General features: G+C 50.9%; 14 protein-coding genes and 2 pseudogenes. 8 read left to right on the top strand and 8 right to left on the bottom strand.

Annotated elements, in window-relative coordinates; genetic code table 11:
* The first annotated feature begins 251 nt into the window (after positions 1-251).
* On the top strand, positions 252-740 hold the full coding sequence (locus tag PV433_RS08610; RefSeq protein ID WP_332071761.1) for a hypothetical protein: 489 nt from the start codon (positions 252-254) through the stop codon (positions 738-740).
* A gap of 96 nt (positions 741-836) precedes the next feature.
* Here PV433_RS08610 and PV433_RS08605 read toward each other — a convergent pair whose 3' ends face one another.
* From PV433_RS08605 to PV433_RS08595, 3 genes are all read right to left on the bottom strand, one after another.
* The gene (locus PV433_RS08605; protein WP_332071760.1) at positions 837-1,421 is read right to left on the bottom strand and encodes a transposase; all 585 of its coding nucleotides are present in this window, start codon (positions 1,419-1,421) and stop codon (positions 837-839) included.
* Between the two features lie 1,008 nt (positions 1,422-2,429).
* Positions 2,430-3,266, bottom strand: a complete 837-nt coding sequence (locus PV433_RS08600) for a sugar phosphate isomerase/epimerase family protein (protein ID WP_332071759.1) — start codon at positions 3,264-3,266, stop codon at positions 2,430-2,432.
* Positions 3,263-4,384: a Gfo/Idh/MocA family protein gene (locus PV433_RS08595; RefSeq protein ID WP_332071758.1), complete on the bottom strand. Its 1,122-nt coding sequence runs from the start codon at positions 4,382-4,384 to the stop codon at positions 3,263-3,265. Before PV433_RS08595 ends, PV433_RS08600 begins: the two co-directional genes overlap by 4 nt.
* A 167-nt stretch (positions 4,385-4,551) precedes the next feature.
* On the opposite strand from PV433_RS08595, the gene PV433_RS08590 reads away from it, so the two are divergent.
* A complete protein-coding gene (locus PV433_RS08590) occupies positions 4,552-5,409 on the top strand; it encodes an AraC family transcriptional regulator (protein ID WP_332071757.1) in 858 nt (285 codons plus the stop codon).
* A gap of 120 nt (positions 5,410-5,529) precedes the next feature.
* Here PV433_RS08590 and PV433_RS08585 read toward each other — a convergent pair whose 3' ends face one another.
* Positions 5,530-5,823 (bottom strand): hypothetical protein, encoded by a 294-nt coding sequence (locus tag PV433_RS08585; protein WP_332071756.1) that lies wholly within the window; start codon positions 5,821-5,823, stop codon positions 5,530-5,532.
* A 106-nt stretch (positions 5,824-5,929) separates the two neighbouring features.
* Between PV433_RS08585 and PV433_RS08580 the strand changes: the two genes are divergently transcribed.
* From PV433_RS08580 to PV433_RS08565, 4 genes are all read left to right on the top strand, one after another.
* Complete coding sequence (locus tag PV433_RS08580; RefSeq protein ID WP_332071755.1) at positions 5,930-6,175, top strand: hypothetical protein; 246 nt, start codon at positions 5,930-5,932, stop codon at positions 6,173-6,175.
* A 787-nt stretch (positions 6,176-6,962) separates the two neighbouring features.
* Complete coding sequence (locus PV433_RS08575) at positions 6,963-7,754, top strand: ABC transporter permease (protein WP_332071754.1); 792 nt, start codon at positions 6,963-6,965, stop codon at positions 7,752-7,754.
* Between the two features lie 6 nt (positions 7,755-7,760).
* A complete protein-coding gene (locus PV433_RS08570) occupies positions 7,761-8,552 on the top strand; it encodes an ABC transporter permease (RefSeq protein WP_332071753.1) in 792 nt (263 codons plus the stop codon).
* A gap of 18 nt (positions 8,553-8,570) precedes the next feature.
* Entirely contained in the window at positions 8,571-9,566 is a 996-nt protein-coding gene (locus PV433_RS08565; RefSeq protein ID WP_332071752.1) for an ABC transporter ATP-binding protein, read from the top strand.
* 159 nt (positions 9,567-9,725) lie between these two features.
* Here the strand turns inward: PV433_RS08565 and PV433_RS08560 are convergent, their stop codons facing one another.
* Entirely contained in the window at positions 9,726-10,196 is a 471-nt protein-coding gene (locus tag PV433_RS08560; protein ID WP_332071751.1) for a nucleoside deaminase, read from the bottom strand.
* Between the two features lie 144 nt (positions 10,197-10,340).
* Positions 10,341-10,550 (bottom strand): annotated as a pseudogene (locus PV433_RS08555) (NifU family protein); the annotation flags it as partial.
* A 117-nt stretch (positions 10,551-10,667) separates the two neighbouring features.
* Between PV433_RS08555 and PV433_RS08550 the strand changes: the two are divergent.
* Positions 10,668-10,922, top strand: a complete 255-nt coding sequence (locus PV433_RS08550) for a YuzB family protein (protein WP_332071750.1) — start codon at positions 10,668-10,670, stop codon at positions 10,920-10,922.
* A gap of 57 nt (positions 10,923-10,979) precedes the next feature.
* Here the strand turns inward: PV433_RS08550 and PV433_RS08545 are convergent, their stop codons facing one another.
* Together PV433_RS08545 and mqnE are read right to left on the bottom strand one after the other, a co-directional pair.
* Positions 10,980-12,044: an NAD(P)/FAD-dependent oxidoreductase gene (locus PV433_RS08545; RefSeq protein WP_190932529.1), complete on the bottom strand. Its 1,065-nt coding sequence runs from the start codon at positions 12,042-12,044 to the stop codon at positions 10,980-10,982.
* Between the two features lie 114 nt (positions 12,045-12,158).
* Positions 12,159-13,262: an aminofutalosine synthase MqnE gene (mqnE, locus tag PV433_RS08540; protein ID WP_332071749.1), complete on the bottom strand. Its 1,104-nt coding sequence runs from the start codon at positions 13,260-13,262 to the stop codon at positions 12,159-12,161.
* Positions 13,263-13,554: 292 nt separating this feature from the next.
* Between mqnE and erpA the strand changes: the two are divergent.
* Positions 13,555-13,917, top strand: a pseudogene (gene erpA, locus PV433_RS08535) (iron-sulfur cluster insertion protein ErpA); the annotation flags it as partial.
* Positions 13,918-14,300 lie beyond the last annotated feature (383 nt).

The following is a 14,300-nucleotide window of genomic DNA, read 5'->3' as shown; positions in this document are numbered from 1 at the left end:
CATGGTTGCTCGACACTTCCATGATACCAAACAAAGAGGGTGTTTTTTGTCAATTAAAAGAAAAAAAGGGTATTGGCTCTTAAAGCTACAAGGGATTCAACCTATTTTGCAACTGCGAAAGTTGAGTAAGTGATATAGATACCGCAATCATTGTAGATGATGAGTGCTCGGAAGAACAAAAAATACAGGTTCGGAAAGTAGCGACTTTCTTCCGAGATAAGTTTGACATTCCAAAAGACTTTGGGGCTGTAGTGATTAAGGAGCAGGAGTTAATTCCCCCATATGATCCAACCTTGGAGCTGGTACCAGAAATATTGCGGTTAAAACATCAAGGGGTAATTGTTGAGGGGACGTATGATTTAAGGAACATACCCGAGCCAACTAATGAGGACTTCAAATCTTACGCTCAAGTATTTTATCCATGGCTGAGAAGGAACTACATTGATAGCCGTCCCAATGAAGCACGAACAATTGACGCAACTATTAATACTCTACTTTATGAACTGCGATTATTTCTCTGGGATGTTCAAAATGAATATGTGTTTAACAAAATGGATGTCCTGCGTAGGTTTATGACACTTCACGAAAGTCATTATTTTAGTTCTACACTTGAAAATGTGGAGAAATATCTAAAGGGCTCTGTGACTCATGTAACTATTGAGGAAGTAGAGCGAACGTTAAATGATATTTCAATGTTCGTGCGCGAAAAAGTTAACTGGTTAAGCTCCCATGAAAATTAAATCCGCAGTAGCAGGAAAAGGCCGGACTGAAGAAGACGCAGTTCATTCATTTTTTTTGAAAGCGTCTGAACGATGGGATATTGAGATGATTTCGAATTAGGAATTAGAAGCAATTGTCACTGTGTAGCCTAAACATTCCAATCTACGAACGGCATACTTTACAATAGATTGTTGTTTCTGCCTATCAAAATAGTCTTCACCTAAGTCCACGTACATTTCTTTACGAGTTAGGAGATAGTACGCAATCCTTAACATTGCATGAGCTACATTTATTGCTGCACGTTTATTACCTTTTCGAGCTGCTGTACGTCTATACATCGCGCCGAGATAGTTCTTAGATGCTGCAACGGAATGGGCTGCTTCTACCAAAGCAGATTTCAAGTACTTGTTCCCATTAGTGGTTTTGGCAGACTTCTTTTTTCCTGCACTTTCATTGTGTCCAGGTACCAATCCAGCCCAAGAGCATAAATGAGCTGCACTGGGAAACTGTTTCTTAATATCTGTTCCGATTTCTGCTAGGATTTGTTCCGCCATTCGAGTGGCTATACCAGGGATTGAATCAAGACGTTCAATATCTTCTTGAACAGATTCTACCCGCGCAGCAACTTCCTGATCGAGCACCACAACTTGATGCACCGTGATCGTTGGAGTCAGACTAACGGTTGGGCTCAATGGCACCATAGCTTAATGACCTTCCTCTCCCAGCCATGGTAGAAGTATTGACAGATTCCTCGTCCCATTTTCATCATCTGTGGTGCGGCGCTTGCGCTGCATGTATGGCTAACGGGCACGATAGTTTAACGAACAGGCTGCAATTGGTATAATTATCACTCATAATAAGAACTCTCCAGAAGCGAAGGGTTCTTTTTTTATCCAGCTATCGATTTTGCAAACTCTGTATTTTCCTCGGTCTCGATTAAACACATAATCCCTGTTCCCATCATGACTCGAAGTTATTAAGAGTCTTATACGAGACTACCGAACAAGAGAGTGACCGCACGTTAGTCTACTATTGTCGTTTAGGTCGGCCAGAAGTTTCTGGTCGGCCTTTCTTATTTGGGTTGGCGTTTATTGAATGACACCCTACTCTTAATTTTTATTAAGAATCATCTAAGCGGCCCATAAGGCTGACAGGCCGGAATATTCGGACATCAAGAAGAAGCTGAACGTGGAGCTGACGGAGGTGCTGCACAAGCAGCAGGACCCGCGGGTAACGGAGAACCCATGTCGATTCGAACATGCGCCATATGCCGGGCCGCTGCAAGCGTTTCAAAGATGAACATTGTCCTGCTCATTGCCGCGTAAATCGCGGCTGAGTATTCGTTGGCTTTGCTCGAAGCGGAGCAGAAGTGGCTGCCTCAATTGATGAACGACATCGAGAATGGAGTCCTAGCGGAGCGTAAAGAGGACGAGTGGAACTGGATTGTTCATTTCCAGAAACCACCCCATGACGCATAATCGAACAGCCCATGCGATTTGCATGGGCCTTTCATTGGTTGTTTATTAAGTTGCATTTTGCAAGCCATCGGCGAGAGAAAAAAACGTGACTGTCACCGATTCCGCTCATTATCCAAAACGGTGGAATTCCCGAAACGGCACCGCTTGGAAGATCTGTTCCTGAACGAGGCGGGAGCCTTGACGCGAAAGGTGTATGGCGGATGACGGCTGACGGCCGCGGCGCAAACGCCTTTATTCCCCAAACGCCTCCATGACAAGCCTCCTGCACTCCCCGGCTTCATCCCGCTTCAGATGCTCCAGGATTAACGGAAGCTCCGGCTTGAAACGCTTCAGCATGCCTGCATATAGGGACCAATCCGCTTTCCCTGCTCCGACCTTCGGCGTCTCGATTCCTTTATCCGTGTAAATGACGTCTTTCGCATGCGCCACATAGGCATAAGGGGCAATAGCCTCGAAGATTCGGGTAAAGGCAGCCTCCTGCGCCTCCAGATCCCGGGAGGTGAAATAATTAAACGGATCAAGCACAAAACCCAAGTGATCGGAACCAAGATCGCGGATTACCCGGCTCGCCGACTCCGTAGTCCCCATCACATTATTTACATAGCCTTCGAGCAATAAAGTGACTCCGTTTTTCTTGGCCGTACCGCGCAAACGTTCCAGGGCGGTCAGCATGTCGTTCCATGCCTTTTCGGTACGGTTGTTCTCGTGATCGGCCCACGGCTCCGTGGGATGCAGACTCCCCGTTTCCGTTGCGATATAGGTCGTCCCCAGCTCCTGACAATACTCCGTGAGCTCCTCAAAAAGACACAGCTTCGATTCTCGTGACTCGGGATTCGTATCGACAATGTTCACGTAACCGGCTACAGGTGCCGATTTCAGACCGTATTCATCCAAAACTTTTTTAACTTCGCGCACACGTCCTACTGTCAGTTTCTCGCCGGGGGATACGATAAAGTGCTCCCGCAAACGAAGTTTGATGTATTCGAACCCTTCCCCGCTTACCGTCTTCGCCACTTCCTCCAGAGTAAGACCGCTATAGATCCAACCGAAAATACCTAACGGATTCATATTCGCACCCCCTGCTCATCCATCCCCGGGAAGAGTTCCGTCCTTTCGACAACGCGCCCTTCCCGGCTCGATCGAATAGCGGCGGTAGTCATGGCTAAAGTGGAGAAGTTATCCTCCGGCGTTACAAGCGGAGCCCGGTCGAACTCGACGGCTTCGATCAGATCCAGCATGGATCCCAGGAATCCGTCTGGAGACCAGCTTCCGCTTATGACCGTTTCGTGAACCGTGGATGGATCGTTTCTTAGAGCCATACTAATGGATTTGTCCGTACTCCATATGGAACCTTCCGATCCGTCCACCCACCATGTATATCCGAATGCACGCGGACTTCTCACGATATCGTTAAAGAACAGGTGAGCCATCGTATGGGCACGCCCGCCCGCCGGTCCGAATTCGATATTGGCGGAATAAATTAACGGATCGATCGCAAATTGTTTCTTCATCATCGCCGTCGTACAATGAATCCTCGACCAATCTTTGCCGGAGCCGAATGGGGAATCGTTGAAATAGCGGCACAAATCAAAGTAATGAATACCGTGATCGCCAATAAGCGCATTGGGCAGTTTGGAAAACCAGTGCCCTTCCCGGTCCTGATTTGAACGATATACGTGCTGAATATTCAAAATGTCACCGATGACGCCCCGGTCAAGCAGCGTTTTAACCGCTTTATGTACAGGCGCCCATCTGGCCTGTTGATTCACGGCGAGCACAAAGCCGGCTTCAGCCGCAATCGAAGCAAGGCGTTTTGCACCTTCCATCGTCATATCCAAAGGCTTCTGACATAGAACGGGACGCGGTATTTTTGCGATTTGGTTCAACACTTCTTCACGGGCTCTCGGATGAATGGCCATATCAATCACAGAGACATCTTCACGCTCGAGCAGTTCTTGTACGCTGGTCGTCCAGAACGGTATATCGAATTTCTGGGCCGTGCTGCGAGCGGCCGCTTCACTAATGTCGCAGCATGCCGAAACCCGCAGGCCGGCTTTTCGATAAGCCGGAAGATGAGCGCTGTTGGCGATGGAGCCGCAGCCGATCAATCCGATCCCATATCGGGATGCGTCGACATCCTTGTGCAGCTTTGGCATGTAGTCTTCCGTTTTTAGCATAAGAGTCATGGTTTCACACTTCCATTCTTCTACTAGTCATCTCGATTTCATTATATAAGCGGTCACCATCCTAAGTATTTAGTAAAAATCAATAGTCAGGTTGCCGAAATCACTTTTTCTTCCACGTGCGTGTTAGTATACTCATCTATATAACCAGCTTCGTTGGAGGGATGATGATGACATCCGCGAATATGTTCACCATGGAGCCTGAAGACACGATTCCCATGCTGCAGCAGTATTATTTTCCGCCCTATATTACGTTAATTAACCGATACTCCCAGCAACCGGATAAGGACTGGGCCGTTCGAAGAAGAACGCTGAAGCAGTATTTGCTGGAGTTCGTTCTGGATGGAGTTGCCGATATCATCCTGACTGATGAGGCCATCCGGGTGAGAAAAGGCGATCTGTTTTTAATCCGGCCCAATCAGACCCATACGAACCAAGGAGTACCCTCCAACGGGTACTCCTGTATTAGCGTCGTCTTTCATTTCGGACAATCTATGTTTCCGCTGGATCAAGTTGTCACTCCTTCTACACACCTAGGCTCGTACCATAATCACCCTATTGAGAAGCTGCTGCATCAACTTCTGCAGCATTATCGGAAACCGGACAGCTATCATCAGATGATATGCCAGCATATGCTCTTATCCGTTCTGATTCAAGTGGCCGAAACGCTAGGCTCACGTAAAGCAAGCTCACCTCGGAGTAAAATCAAACTGGAGCATGTTCGGCGTTATATCATGGAGCATTACCGGGAAAACCTTTCGCTGGACGATTTGGAGACTATGTCTGAGTTAAGCCGCAACTACTTGATTCAACAATTCAAACAAGCCTTCGGCTTGACCCCGAAGCAATATTTGAACTGGGTGCGTGTGCAAAAAGCCAAGGAGCTCGCCATTACGACAAGCTTAACTATCGGAGAAATTGCCGAGCGGGTAGGATATGCAGATGTTCATACGTTCGGCCGCATGTTTAAGAAGCAGACCGGCACAAGTTTAAGTATGTTTTGTTCGACATTGGTGTACGATTCTTAGGATCGCTATCATTCATGATGAGAAGCGATCAATCGCAAGCTTTTAATTCATCACTTCTCTCCGCTTTCCCGCTTCGGCGGGTTCGAACTTGCCGCGGAGATGACTCCCGGCTTCCCGATGTTATCGAAGAAGGAGACCGAGCACCCGAAGCAGAACTTCCGCCCGCGTTCCTGTTTGATATCCCCCTTTGCCTTTTTGCAAAATCCCGCTGTCCATCCATTCGTTCAATATTTTCGCTAAATCCGTATCCGCCGAAACAACATGCTGAAGTCGGGTTCCTTGATCGCTGTCTGCGAGTCGAAAGGCGTACCTTGCGTAAGGAACCTTCGACCTCGAGGCCATCGCGACGTCGCCGACGATCCCGCCAGAGCTCGGGGCCGTCGTCGGAGCCGGCTTCGCCCTCTGGGCCGCCATCGTGCTCCTGCGGTTGCCCGGCTCGATCGCCCACGCCCGGCGGCGTCAGGCGGACTTTGAGCGCCTCCGCGTGGAGGGCTCATCATTCACCGGGACGCTGACCGCCGTGAGCTTCACGAACACCTGGCTCTTCAATTACCCGATGTTCACGGTCGAGGTAGGTTACATCGTCGACGGTGCTCCTCGTGTCGTCTCAGCGCACATGCGCACCAGCGCCGACCGCGTCCCCGTCGTCGGCTCGCGCATGCTCGTGCTGACCGACGATCGCGGAACCACCCACTTGGAGTTGGACCCGTCCAATGGAGCGTCATTCGAGCCGGACGTCAGGAAGTACGCCCCTTCGGACGGCTGATGCTGCAGCTGCTCCCGTGCCGCCCGGTCGAGTCTGGAAGGGCGGCACTGGCGCGGGAGCTAATGATTTTGGTTTAGTATTCTCGTGATGGCCGTGGCATAGCGGCGTAGCCAACCAATAGAGGGAGTTGTCCAGATATGCTGAGGATCTCGAGCGGAGCGGTTGGGTCCGAAACCGGGGAAACCAGCAGCTGCTCTGACGGCCCAGGCCAGCTGCGCGGCCGCGCAGTGTAGACCGATTCGTTCGATAGAGTCCGGAATGCTCACGGCGTGAGTAGTTGCTCCGATGCCGGCAGCGCGCCGGCGAATCGCAGCCAACTTCGCAGCGATGCCGTGCCCCAAAGATACTCCCGACGCAGCCAGGCGGACGGTACTTACGTGCTGTTTACATCTAAGGGCCCCTTCGAAAATGCAGGTGCCATATATCAATACCTATACTCAACCCAATTTGCTAACGGGTACGTTAGTGAAATTAAGCAGGCTGCTGAAAAGCGGTCTGCTTTGTCATTCAAGTAACTGGCAATAGAGCCGAATAAGTCGTGATACCATATAGGGAAATTTTGCCTCTTTCGAAAACAAATTTCTAACACTGAATAGGATTGGAGCGAAATCTTAGAAATACAGATGATTTTATTGTCTTTGTTAGTTGGGAGCATGGATGCACGCTTGGGCTTCGGCCCGAACCGATTGCACAAGAAATGACCGCCTGTATATTGACAAAAGATGTTGAATGTTGGATGATGCTAGAAATTGATTTGTCACAAAAAGGAAGATAGGAGGGGGTCGAGATGCTGCGTGTCTACATCGTCTTTATGTGGAAGGCATTCTTGCAGCGGTTTACGTATCGGGCAAACTCGTATTTTTTCATTTTAAGCTCCATCCTCAGGCTTTCGATTTTGGCCAGTTTGTGGATCGCCTTGATCGGTGAGGGCAGCGTACAGGACACAACAGCAGCAGATATGATGTCGTTTGTGCTGATCAACATGGTTGTTTCGGCGCTGACGCGCTCCAGCATCGGAAATAAGCTGGCAGAGCGGTTTACGGATGGATCGATCGCAATCGATTTTATTCGGCCAATACGGTTGAAGTATTATTTGATCGCTGAGCAGATCGGCGAGAACTTGTACAGCACCATCTTTCATATTATTCCGGTTGTCGTGGTGGGGCTGGTGTTTCTCGAGGTGCAGCTTCCGGCTGCCTGGTGGCAAACCGGCATGTTTGCGTTGACGCTCGTACTCGGAATTGTGCTCATCTATTCGATCAACTACTTGATCGGTCTGCTTGTGTTTTGGATGAAAACCGCTTTCTACACCAACTGGCTTCTCGGGGCGTTGATGGAACTGTTCGCCGGATCGGTTGTGCCGTTATGGTTCTATCCGGCAGGATTGTACCACATTGCGATGTCACTGCCATTCCGCTTTATTTCGTTTGAACCGGTCTCGATCTTTTTAGGCAAAACGACATGGAGCGAGAGCTGGACTGTCGTTGGTTTCCAGTTGATCTGGATTGCAGTGCTGCTGCTGCTCGAGTATATACTGTGGCGCAAAGTCCAGACCAAAGTCATTGTTCAAGGGGGGTGAACCAACGTGGCGTTGTACCGCGCATTTGTACGTTTGAAGGCGAAAGCCATGGTCGAATACCGCGGAGCTTTTTTTCTGGGAGGCATCTCGCAGGCGTCGGCGTATATTGCCGAGTTTGTCGTGCTCTGGGTGATGATTACCCGCTTTCATTCGATGAACGGTTGGGCAGCACAGGAAGTGATGGTGCTGTACGCACTGAACCTGATCTCCTACGCCATCGCCGGGAGCTTTTTGTACAGTGTGTGCACGGGACTGGCATCCATGGTGCAGTCCGGCAGCTTTGACGAAGTGCTGACCAAGCCGATGAATCCGTTGGTGTACTTGATCTGCCATAAATTTGTGTACCAGTACGCGAGCCATATTCTCGTGGCGAGCGGCATTTTGACTCTTTGTTTTATCCAGCTGCGCCTGGCAATCACGGTTGGGTCGTTTTTGTTCCTCCTGCTTGTCATTTTGGGTGCGGCGATGATTCAGGCTTCGGCCTTTCTGTTCACATCCGTCCCCGTATTCTGGCTCGTGCAAAACCAGGCGATCAGCGGGTTTGCAGGCGACCTGCGCGGCTTTATTCGTTACCCGATTTCCATTTACAAGCCAGGCGTGCAAATCGTTCTGACGCTGCTTATCCCGTACGCCTTCATTAACTTTTATCCCGCACAATATTTTCTTGGCAAATCGGACTTTTTGATGTTCCACCCGCTCTTCCAGTATGTTACGCCGCTTGTCGGAATTGTTCTGCTAGTTGGGGCGTACCAGTTTTGGAAGCTGGGGCTGCGTCATTACAAAAGTACAGGCTCATAGCAAAAGGAGGGGAGTACGATGGCATTTATTGAAGTGGACCAGGTGAGTAAGCATTTTCAAGTCCATACGAAAGCAAAAGGTATGTGGCCAGCGTTGAAATCGCTTGTGAAGCGGGACTATACAACGAAGAAAGCGGTACAGGATATTAGCTTCCACATTGAACGGGGCGAGCTTGTCGCATACATTGGGCCAAATGGCGCTGGAAAATCGACGACGATCAAGATGCTGTCCGGCATTTTGCAGCCGACGAGCGGGACGATTCAGGTAGGGGATATTGTTCCGTACCAGGACAGGAAGCAAAATGCGCTGCGGATGGGTGTCGTCTTCGGGCAGCGTTCCCAGCTGTACTGGGACTTAGCGATGGAAGATACGTTCGACTTGTACAAGCATATGTACAAAATCGAGGAGCGGCAGTTCAAACGGAATGTGGAGTTTTATGTGGATCTGCTGCAGATGCAGGAGTTTCTAACCCGGCCTGTACGCCAACTGAGTCTTGGTCAGAAGATGCGGGCAAATTTGGCTGTTGCGCTGCTGCACGATCCGGACGTCGTCTATTTGGATGAGCCGACAATTGGGCTGGACATTATCGCCAAATCGCGCATCCGCCAATTTGTGAAAGAAGTGAACAAAGAAAAGCAGACGACGCTCATGTTAACGACCCACGATATGGACGATATTGAGCAAATTTGCAACCGCATCATTATGATTGATCAAGGACAAGTGCTGTATGACGGTTCGTTATCGGCATTCAAGGAAAGCTATTCGGGCGGACAGTATATCCGCATTGAGCTGGACTCGGACAGTTTTTGGCTTGAGGATAAACGGCTGACCGTTGTCAAAGAAGAAGGGCCGCTGAAAACGATCCAATTTCAGAAAAAGCAGATTACCGTTCCGGAAGTGATTCAAATTTTGACGGCGCACAACCGGGTCAAAGACATCCAGATGCGGGAGACGAGCATTGAAGATATTGTGAAAGACATGTACGAAAGCAGAAGTACGGCAAGCGAAGGTTGAACAGGAGAAGTGATCTGCTCCCACTATTTCTTTACAGTAACATCGGCCCTTGACCAGCAGGCTACGTCTATCGTTCGAATGTACGGATCGCGTTTGTGCGCAACATACCCGGGCTGTTTATTACTTCCCTCTATGGACAAAGTTCCGGAACTGTCGGATTTACTCGCTTTGCAGCTCCCGCCATGCGTAGAAGGGAGCGAGCTTGCTGCCGCTTTCCAGCTTCCGCATATTAATCGAGCGGGCTTGCGAAGGCTGGATCATTTCTTGGTAAAAGCCGTCCAGCGGGTCGCTGAAAGCCGTCGCATCGGCCGCTTCCTGCTTGCTGCATGCATAATAAACGCTGCCGGGTTTGGCCCAATAGATGGCGCCCATACACATCGGGCAAGGCTCGCCGCTGGCATACAGTGTGCAGTCGGATAAATCCGTCGTCTCCAGATGGATGCAGGCTTCGCGGATCGCGAGCAGCTCGGCGTGAGCGGTCGGGTCATGGTCCAGATGAACGCCGTTGACTCCTCTGCCTACAATAAGGCCGTCCTTGACGACGAGGGCGGCGAAGGGACCTCCTCCGCTGCCAACGTTGAGCTCCGCCATGCGGATCGCCTGCTCCAGCCACAGTTGATGCTGATTCATCCCTATATTCCTCCTTGAAACTCGCAGTTTGCTTTTCAAAGCATCGCTTTGAAGCTTTACCACTTTAGTAAACTCAAGCCTTCTGTAACGTTAACAAGGGTGACTGCTTATTATGCAGCCACCCTGTTTTTGAAATGAAATGGTTTAGAATACTTGGACGACCTCTGTAATGCCTTCCACTTCTTCAACCAGTGCTCTTTCGATACCGGCCTTCAGCGTTATGGTCGAGCTGGGGCAGCTTCCGCAAGCACCCATCAGCTTCAGCTTCACGATTCCGTCCTCTACGTCGACCAATTCCACGTCACCGCCATCGCGCTGCAGAAACGGGCGCAATTTATCCAATACTTCGAGCACTTCATCATAAACAGCTTCTTGTTGTACGTTCTCGCTCATTTGCCTCATCTCCTTTCTCATATTATTATAGTACATTATACACGAAATGAAAATGGTGCGGAACCGGATGGTGGGAACATGAGACCGATCGTAGAATTTTGTACGAACAATATGCATCGCGGCACCGATGCCGTCATGCGCGAGCTGGAACAGAATCCGGACATCGACGTCATCGAATACGGGTGTCTCGGCAACTGCGGGCAGTGTTATATGGAGCCATACGCCCTTGTCAACGGAGAGATCGTACCGGCGGAGACGGCGGACGAGCTGTTGCAGGCGATTTTGCATAAAATCGAGCAGTGGGAGAAGCAGTTCGATTGGCTGGACGAATAAAGCCGGTTCCTCCGGGAACCGGTTTTTCGCCTGCGCGGAATTTCGGGGGGCCGGATTTTATCCGAAATGATGCTTGGACATCCACAAAACTCCGCTTTTCAGCACACGCGGCACTTTCCCCATAATGACCGTCTTTTTGCCCATCATGCCAAATCCGGCGTTTTTGCCGAGCGAACCGAGCACGCCTTTCAGCTTGATCGGCTTCATGACCGGCTTCTCGCCTTTCCAGAGCGCATGCATCACCTCGGCTACCTGGCGGCCCTGTCCTTCGGCGGCTTGAGCACTCGGACTGAACGGAAGGCTGGCGCAGTCGCCGACGACGAATACTTCGGGGTAAGCGGGAACTTGATGATACTCGTTAAGCAGCACACGGCCCTGATTGTCTTTGGGCAGGTCCAGATTTTGCACGATCGGGCTCGGCTGAATGCCTGCCGTCCATACGGTCAGATCGGTACTGATTTCCTGCTCGCCGTTATACAGCATTCCCGGCTCGACACGTTGAAGCGATACGCGGGATAACATCTCGATGTCATGCTCGATAAACCAGTCCCGTACATAGGCTTGAAGCTTGTCGGGAAACGACGACAGGATGCTGGCGCTGCGATCAATCATGCGAATGTTCAGGTCGGGCCGGCTTTCGCGCAGCTCAGAAGCGATCTCCACGCCGCTGAGTCCTCCGCCTACAATCGAAACCTGCGAGTACGGATTCAAATCGTTGATCGCCTGATACGTTTTGCGGGATGCCGACAACGTCTGGATGCCGTGAGCGTACATATCCGCCCCGATAATGCCGTGGAACTTGTCGACACAGCCGAGGGCGATGACGAGCCAATCGTATGAGACGGGATCGTTCTGGTCCATCATCACGAGCTTGTTGTCCAGATCGACACCGGTCACCTCGCCGTACTTCAAAATAATCCGCGGGTCGGTCGGGAACGCTACACGAATCTCCGCTTCCGATACGGTGCCCGCTGCGAGCGCGTAATATTCGGTTTTTAGTCCTTGATACGGCATACGGTCGATCAGCACAATCTCCGTTCCGTGAGGGGGATCTTGCTCCAGCAGGTGCAAAGCGAGCGTAAGCCCGCCGTACCCGCCGCCCAAAATGACGAATTTACCCATTCCAGATGAGTTCCTTTCCAAAATCCATTAGTAACGATGCAAATCTTGATGTTGTTGGTATTAGGGTGTCACGCGCAACTGAAGATTATGAGAAGGCCGGGAGCTTATTCGAAATTACTCGAACACCTGAATTTCGTTGTAGAACGTATCGCGTTCCACCGGAATCCGGTTCGCCCCTTTGATCAGATGCACAAGCTCGTCGCGCGTCAGACCTTCCGGGGACAAAGCGCCGGCGGAATGGCTGATCCGCTCCTGCACGATCGTTCCGTGAGCGTCGGATGCTCCGAAGGTGAAGGCGAGCTGCGCAAGCTGCGTGCCCAGGTTGATAAAGTAAGCTTTGACATGCTGAACGTTATCCAGCATCAGCCTGCTGATCGCGATCGTCTTCAGATCGTCGAAAGCGGAAGTGCGGCGCTTGATGCCCATCGTCGTATTGGCCGGTTGGACGGAGTTGGGAATGAATACCATGAATCCGTTCGTTTCGTCCTGCAGGCCGCGAAGCTGGAGCATGTGGCGAATCCGTTCTTCCTTCGTCTCGATCGAGCCGTACAGCATCGTCGCATGCGTGCGGATGCCGAGCTTGTGAGCGGTCCGGTGCACGTCGAGCCATTGGTCCGACGTCGCCTTCTCCACGTTCATTTTGCTGCGGTACCGGTCGGTCAAAATCTCCGCGCCGCCGCCTGGCAGCGTGCCAAGTCCGGCTTCGGACAGCTTGACCAGCACTTCTTTGTAGGAAAGTCCGCTGATCCGGGAGAAAAAGTCGATCTCCGCTCCGGTATACGCCTTGATCGTTACGTTCGGATAATTTTCTTTCAGAACGCGGATCGAATTGACGTAGTAGTCGAAAGGTACGTGCGGATTATGCCCCCCGGTAATGTGGAACTCGCGCATTAAGGGGTGGTAATGCTTTCCGACATAGTCCAGAATCTGCTCGGGGTTAAGCGTATAAGCTCCTTCTTGTCCTTCGTCGCGGCGGAAATGGCAAAAAGCGCACCGGTCTTCGCATACGTTTGTAAAGTAGAGACTCATGTTCTCAATAAAATAAACTTTGCGGCCGTTTTTGCGAAGGTTTACTTGATTGGCCAGTTGTCCGATCGTCAGCAAATCGTCGGATTCATACAAAAAAACTCCGTCTTCCAGCGTAAGCCGCTCGCCGTTCTCGACCTTGTCGGCAATCTCAGCCATACGCTTGTCGGGGTTCGTTACGATGATGCTCATTGATGCTCCTCCTTTGAGCTAGAGAGCTACTGCGTATTTACTTTCTATAAGCGCTCCTTCTTTGCCGAGGTGCGGCAAGTTATACGATGAAGAAACCTGAATACGGTTATAGCTCCTAAGTTGTGATTCAACCCGAATCGTACCCTTAACCTATCTAATTATAAACCTACCGGGTGGCTCGGGCAACAGCAGGTTTATCCTGCTGCGGCGGGACCCGGTGGAGCGCGGCCCTCTTGAGGAGGCAACCGAATAGGAGTATACTGAAAGTGCACAGGAAACGAAGGAGGGAACGAACATGATTACGATTACGGAGCAAGCTTGCGATAAAATTAAAGAAATGCTGGCCGCCGAAGAAACGCCGAACCTGTTCTTGCGCGTAGGCGTCAAGGAAGGAGGCTGCAGCGGCTTTTCATACGGAATGGGATTTGACGACGATCAGCAAGGAACAGATCAGGTGCTCGATATTAACGGTCTGAAGGTCGTTGTGGACGGCGACAGCACTAAATATTTGCGCGGCCTCGAGATCGACTTCAAGGAGTCGGCGATGGGGGGCGGGTTCACCATCCACAATCCGAACGCAATCGCGACCTGCGGCTGCGGCAGCAGCTTCCGCACGAAGGAAGAGGAAGGCAAGCCGAATCCGGAGCAGTGCTGACCGCCCTTTTACAATCCAGTGTTTAATAAACGGCCTTCCGGTCGGTGTACGTCTGCGTACGCTTGGACCGGAAGGTTTTTTCTTTTTGCAGATGCCCTGCTACGCGGTGCTGGCGGTGAAAAGTGCCATAATATATGGACCCGGGCGCACCCCAAATGGCCGGCGTATCTTCGCATAACGAACATTTGGTCGGGAGAAACAAAGCGCTGCGTCAAGCGAGAATGGCAAGGGATAAGCCCAGCCAACGGCGGGTCTATGAAGGCCCTCAGAAGACTCCAAATCAAAAAAACGCCGCCGGCCAAAGCCGGGGCGTTGTATGGATGTGTGTTAGCGATCGATACGACAATTAGAGGGTTACTGCGTATTTTTTCGACAAAATATGG

This window comes from Paenibacillus sp. GYB004 (assembly GCF_036577605.1).
GTDB classification, from domain to species: Bacteria; Bacillota; Bacilli; order Paenibacillales; family NBRC-103111; genus Paenibacillus_AB; species Paenibacillus_AB oceani.
Note: the sequence above shows the minus strand (reverse complement) of the source record. Positions and strands in the feature narration are given on the sequence as shown.

Excerpts from the sequence above, each read along its gene's own strand:
- PV433_RS08605 (WP_332071760.1), bottom strand. The coding sequence starts at position 1,421 with ATGGTGCCATTGAGCCCAACCGTTAGTCTGACTCCAACGATCACGGTG.
- PV433_RS08600 (WP_332071759.1), bottom strand. The coding sequence starts at position 3,266 with ATGAATCCGTTAGGTATTTTCGGTTGGATCTATAGCGGTCTTACTCTG.
- PV433_RS08595 (WP_332071758.1), bottom strand. The coding sequence starts at position 4,384 with ATGACTCTTATGCTAAAAACGGAAGACTACATGCCAAAGCTGCACAAG.
- PV433_RS08590 (WP_332071757.1), top strand. The coding sequence starts at position 4,552 with ATGACATCCGCGAATATGTTCACCATGGAGCCTGAAGACACGATTCCC.
- PV433_RS08585 (WP_332071756.1), bottom strand. The coding sequence starts at position 5,823 with ATGGCGGCCCAGAGGGCGAAGCCGGCTCCGACGACGGCCCCGAGCTCT.
- PV433_RS08575 (WP_332071754.1), top strand. The coding sequence starts at position 6,963 with ATGCTGCGTGTCTACATCGTCTTTATGTGGAAGGCATTCTTGCAGCGG.
- PV433_RS08565 (WP_332071752.1), top strand. The coding sequence starts at position 8,571 with ATGGCATTTATTGAAGTGGACCAGGTGAGTAAGCATTTTCAAGTCCAT.
- PV433_RS08560 (WP_332071751.1), bottom strand. The coding sequence starts at position 10,196 with ATGAATCAGCATCAACTGTGGCTGGAGCAGGCGATCCGCATGGCGGAG.
- PV433_RS08550 (WP_332071750.1), top strand. The coding sequence starts at position 10,668 with ATGAGACCGATCGTAGAATTTTGTACGAACAATATGCATCGCGGCACC.
- PV433_RS08545 (WP_190932529.1), bottom strand. The coding sequence starts at position 12,044 with ATGGGTAAATTCGTCATTTTGGGCGGCGGGTACGGCGGGCTTACGCTC.
- mqnE (WP_332071749.1), bottom strand. The coding sequence starts at position 13,262 with ATGAGCATCATCGTAACGAACCCCGACAAGCGTATGGCTGAGATTGCC.